The organism is Bacillus cereus group sp. MYBK14-1 (genome assembly GCF_051916885.1).
In the GTDB taxonomy this organism is placed as follows: Bacteria; Bacillota; Bacilli; order Bacillales; family Bacillaceae_G; genus Bacillus_A; species Bacillus_A cereus.
Map to the genome: position 1 here is coordinate 1 of NZ_JBQAHM010000042.1, position 4,380 is coordinate 4,380.

Here is a 4,380-nt window from a genome sequence, read left to right on the forward strand (position 1 = left end):
CTTTCTTGGCATGCTGTTGTCCCCCTTCAGTTTCCCTCCAAGGTAAACCAAGTGATACTAGGTCATGTAAGGTTAACCTAACGGCTTGCAATCACCGTTTTTCCTTGCCCCCTTATGGGCGCACAATATCGCCATAACACGCTTGATATGGTACGGCTTCTGGTCTAAGGCAATGGTACATTCCTGTATGTTTCACTTTTTGATATTGTTGTTGTGAAAATTTGATTGCTAATTCTTTCGTATACTTGCCACCATTTGCACCTACAAAATCAAAAAATCCTGTCCCGAAATTGTAAGCTTGAAGGGCTGTTTTAATATGATCCATGTCCCCAGGACTCGTAACACCAGCTCTTTCTATCGCATGTTTAAACTCCTGTACGCCAGCCCAAATGCTGTAGTCTGGATCTGTAATACAGTTTGGTGATTTACAATATTTCGTATTAAAAGCCCCCTCTGATGATTGCATTGGATCGCTACCTCGTCCGCCGCTTTCTTGCATCATTTGTGCAAGCATTAAAGCGACAAACGGTTCCACGCCAAAGGCTTTCGCATGCTTCCGAATCGTAGGTTCCCACTTTAAAACTTCGGGCGAAACATTCATGACTTGCCCTTCACCTGTATACGTAATATCACCTGCGTCTGTTCCACTTTCTCCACCCATTGCCGCAATGAAAATACTCATAACTCCAAGTAAAAGAAAAGAAAAAAGACCCATCACAAGTAGCGCTAAAGTGATGAGCCATTTCTTTGGTATAATCTTTAAAACTAGATGCATAGTATTAAGCACCTCCCCCGAATAACATTAATTCTTCGTCTGTTACTTCTACATGGAAGTGAATGTTTTTTACAGCACCAATACTTAAGATGACATCTCCTGTTGGCAAATGTGGAATCGCTGCAATCTCACTTTCACTTAACTGTCCTGCAAATACTTTTCGTAACATATCTAAACTGTTATTATCTTGCTGCATGATAAATTTGTACTGTGTAAGTTCAAATAGCTTTTTAATTTCGTCAATCATTTCTTGTGAAGATCCTTCTGGTACAAAATCACGAATCGTGTGACTTGCATATAAAAGCCCTGCAAAGTATTTTCGATCTTCTCGGCTAAGTTTCGTTAAAAATTGTAGAGCATGAGCGCTTTCTTTTTTCGTGTTGATGATATGATGCGCCTCGTCAATAATAATGAAATAACGAGTTACATCTTCAAAAGCAAGTTGCTTTTTGTTAAAGGCTTTTAATTGAGGCGCACCATTTGAAATCATTTTATCCCAAAGGAGATTTAACACATTAAAGATCTGTGCCTGGAATACTTCTGGTTTAAAGCTGGATATATTCCGTAAGGAAAAGGATACAACTTGTTCTTTCTTGAAATCTTCAATTGTAGTATGGCCATCAAATAATTCTGCATATGCTTCTACTAAATTTGTAAGATTTAATTCAATTAATTCTAAACGATGAATTCTACTGTCTCCTAAATTATCATGATGCTTTCTAGCTTCTACATCTTGATATAATTCTTTACGAACAAACATTAAAAAGTCAGAGAAAATCGGATATTCTTTTGATTTTCTTGTTGTAATTTCATTTTTCGCTCCTTTTTCGTCGTTCCATAATCCCATACGAATATATAATTTACGAAGCAAATTTTCATATTCTTTAATTTCATCATCTTTTGCTTCTGGCGCAATGAATCGATAAAAAATTGTCAATTTAGATAGATGTTGAGTGAAACTAACTTCTTCAAGTTCTGCTGTTTTGTACACTTGAAGTGGGTTAATTTGACCTTGAGAACCGTCTAATGAGATGGTCTTTCCTCCTAGTTCTTTCACTGTATCTGTAAACTCTTCTACCACATCAAATATCCGAACAAAATGCCCCTTACTTGCATAATCCACACTTTTCTTTTTTAACAATGTTGATTTCCCCGCACCAGACTTCCCAATCATTACACCGTTATAACTCTTTCTTTGATTGTCTTTATGGAAGATATCAAAAATAACATTTCCTTTTGTTTTCGTTGTTCCATAATACGTACCGTATGGATCGTGCAAATATGAATAATGAAACGGACACCCACCAGCCAAACTGACTGCCGGAATTTCTTTCCCTTTTCTTCGGTTCACATAATTTTTTTGTGTATCAAAGCTCGTTACGAGTGCATCCCATTCATACTCTTGTTCATTTAAAAAGACAGCTCCTCGAAAGTTATAAGATTCTAATGTTTCCAGGATCTCTTTTACTTGTTTTTCTAGTTCATCTATTGTTCTAGCGGAAACATAAATACGAATATGAATACGTTTCATGACCTCACCTTGTTTCAAATCCGTATAAAGAGCTTCCAGCTCTAAAAATTCATTTTTCGCATCGATCCGATCTATATTATCCTTCGCTGTATCATGCCGAACACTTTGTTCACTCATGGATTTATTAATTGATTCAACTACTTCATTTCGATTATCACTCATGACATCTAATGTTGTGATCACATTTGGCATATTCATAATTTGCTCTAACCAAAAATCATTTACCTCTGTTGGATAATCATAGACATGAATGCAAGTACCTAATCCATCACCTGTTTGAAAATAACTTTCTTTAAAACTAATTCCCCCTTGTGGCTGAACTCTAGCCACTAAAAAGGGGTTGTAACCTTTCTTCTTTTTTAGTTCCTCTTGTTTTTCTTTTTTAGATTTTTTACTCTTGAACGCAAACATATTGTTGCCCCCTTACTACCATATATTTTTCGTTCCTAATTTTGCATTTTGATTAAACAATTTAAACATAAGCTCTAACTTTTTCTCTTCATCCACCTCTAATAGTTCAGTAGAGCGTTTGATATATCGCTTTGCTGCATCTACACGTTCTTTTACGATCAATTCCGTTTCTCCGTAAATAAATAAGAAGGCTTCCCGATTTGTCCTGCCCCATTCTAAAAACTGTAATTCTTTTAACTTTTGATTTAAAATTCGTTCATACAAAGGACTGGTACATTCTTTAATTTTCTTCTCTATATAACGTTGCTGTTCGGTTGTTTGACATGGAAAGTTTAAAAAAACGAGTTTAATGGACTGCTTGTAAGCTTGATAAAAATACGCATGTGAGAAGATAACAAAAGCTTGTTCATCACTATTCTTAGAGAACATATCGTCACCTTCGACTTGAAGAATTTCTAAAAACTCCTCATTTTTCAGTTCAAATATGCCATCCTCCGTCATGTCTACAATTTGCATAATTTCCGCAATACTTTTCTTTACCTTTGGTGGCGCTTCTTTCTTTTTTCTAGATAAAAAACCTAACAGTTTTGGATTTTTCTTTTTCGAATTGTCTTTCTTTGGCTTTTCTTTCTTCTGTTTTTTTACTTTTGGTTCTACCTTTGGTGTTTCTTCTTTCTTTTTGTTGGGTACCACCTTCACAATTTCTTTTGGTTCAGAAATTGATTCTTTTACGTTTTTTTCGTTAAATCGAAATGCATTTTTCTTCGGTCTTTCTAGTTGTTTTGGCTCTTCTTTCTCTACATCTTTTTCGCTGAATAACGCCATTTGTGATCCCTCCCTTATTGATCGTTATCAATGGCGCAATATGCACCTTTCCTTCTTAGCAAAGTAATAATCAATACCTCATACATTCGTTTTTGAGGATTCGTACTTGGTCGCCAAATCATGATAATTGCAATAGCTACCATGAAAAGAATAAATGGTAACTGAAAGGACTCATGTACGAAGTTCCTAAGAATCATCGTTACAACTAATAAACCAATTAATAAAAAGAAATCTATTAAATAAAGCACTTTATTTATCCTTAATTCTGTACTGATTTCCTTCGGAATCCGATAGCTTCTCATCGGGATTCCCTCCTTTTCGACAATAAAAAATAAGCGTACGATTACGCTTATTTTTTATCCGTATTCTTTTTATTTTTGCTCACGATATCTCTCCAACTTTTACCCGTATTTTGACCCATTTGATAAAAACGCTTTGTATTTTGTACCGTTTCAGAAGTATTAATTCGTTCTTGTACTCCTCTTACTTTTTGTTTCACTGATGATGTCGTATGTTTTACTTTATCCGTTGTATATTGTCCCAATGTCCGTGTTTCCTTACTGCTACTTGCTGCCACTTCTTTATCACTATCATAAGGAATAATTGGGCTACTATGTGTCACTGTTACGATGTCGGCTGATACCGGGCTTCCTCCACTTGGTACTGATCTTGGTGTTTCCACTGGTGCCGGGCTTCCTCCACTTGGTACTGATCTTGGTGTTTCCATTGGTGCCGGGCTTCCTCCACTTGGTACTGATCTTGGTGTTTCCACTGGTGCCGAGCTTCCTCCATTTGGTACTGATCTTGGTGTTTCCACTGGTGCCGGGCTACTTCCGCT

The 4,380-nt window shown here is 36.3% G+C and carries 3 protein-coding genes and 2 pseudogenes; all 5 read right to left on the reverse strand.

All coding sequences use genetic code 11. The features are described from left to right. Positions 1-121: 121 nt before the first annotated feature. Positions 122-775 (reverse strand): annotated as a pseudogene (locus ACTFR3_RS30350) (lysozyme family protein); the annotation flags it as partial. Positions 776-779: 4 nt separating this feature from the next. After that, positions 780-2,717 carry a VirB4 family type IV secretion system protein gene (locus ACTFR3_RS30355; RefSeq protein WP_440045170.1) on the reverse strand — a complete coding sequence of 646 codons (1,938 nt, stop codon included), beginning with the start codon at positions 2,715-2,717 and terminating at the stop codon, positions 780-782. 15 nt (positions 2,718-2,732) lie between these two features. Next, on the reverse strand, positions 2,733-3,542 hold the full coding sequence (locus tag ACTFR3_RS30360; protein WP_440045171.1) for a hypothetical protein: 810 nt from the start codon (positions 3,540-3,542) through the stop codon (positions 2,733-2,735). A 14-nt stretch (positions 3,543-3,556) separates the two neighbouring features. Next, a complete protein-coding gene (locus ACTFR3_RS30365; RefSeq protein ID WP_001258281.1) occupies positions 3,557-3,844 on the reverse strand; it encodes a DUF5592 family protein in 288 nt (95 codons plus the stop codon). A gap of 47 nt (positions 3,845-3,891) precedes the next feature. Next, positions 3,892-4,380: pseudogene (locus ACTFR3_RS30370) on the reverse strand (pLS20_p028 family conjugation system transmembrane protein); the annotation flags it as partial.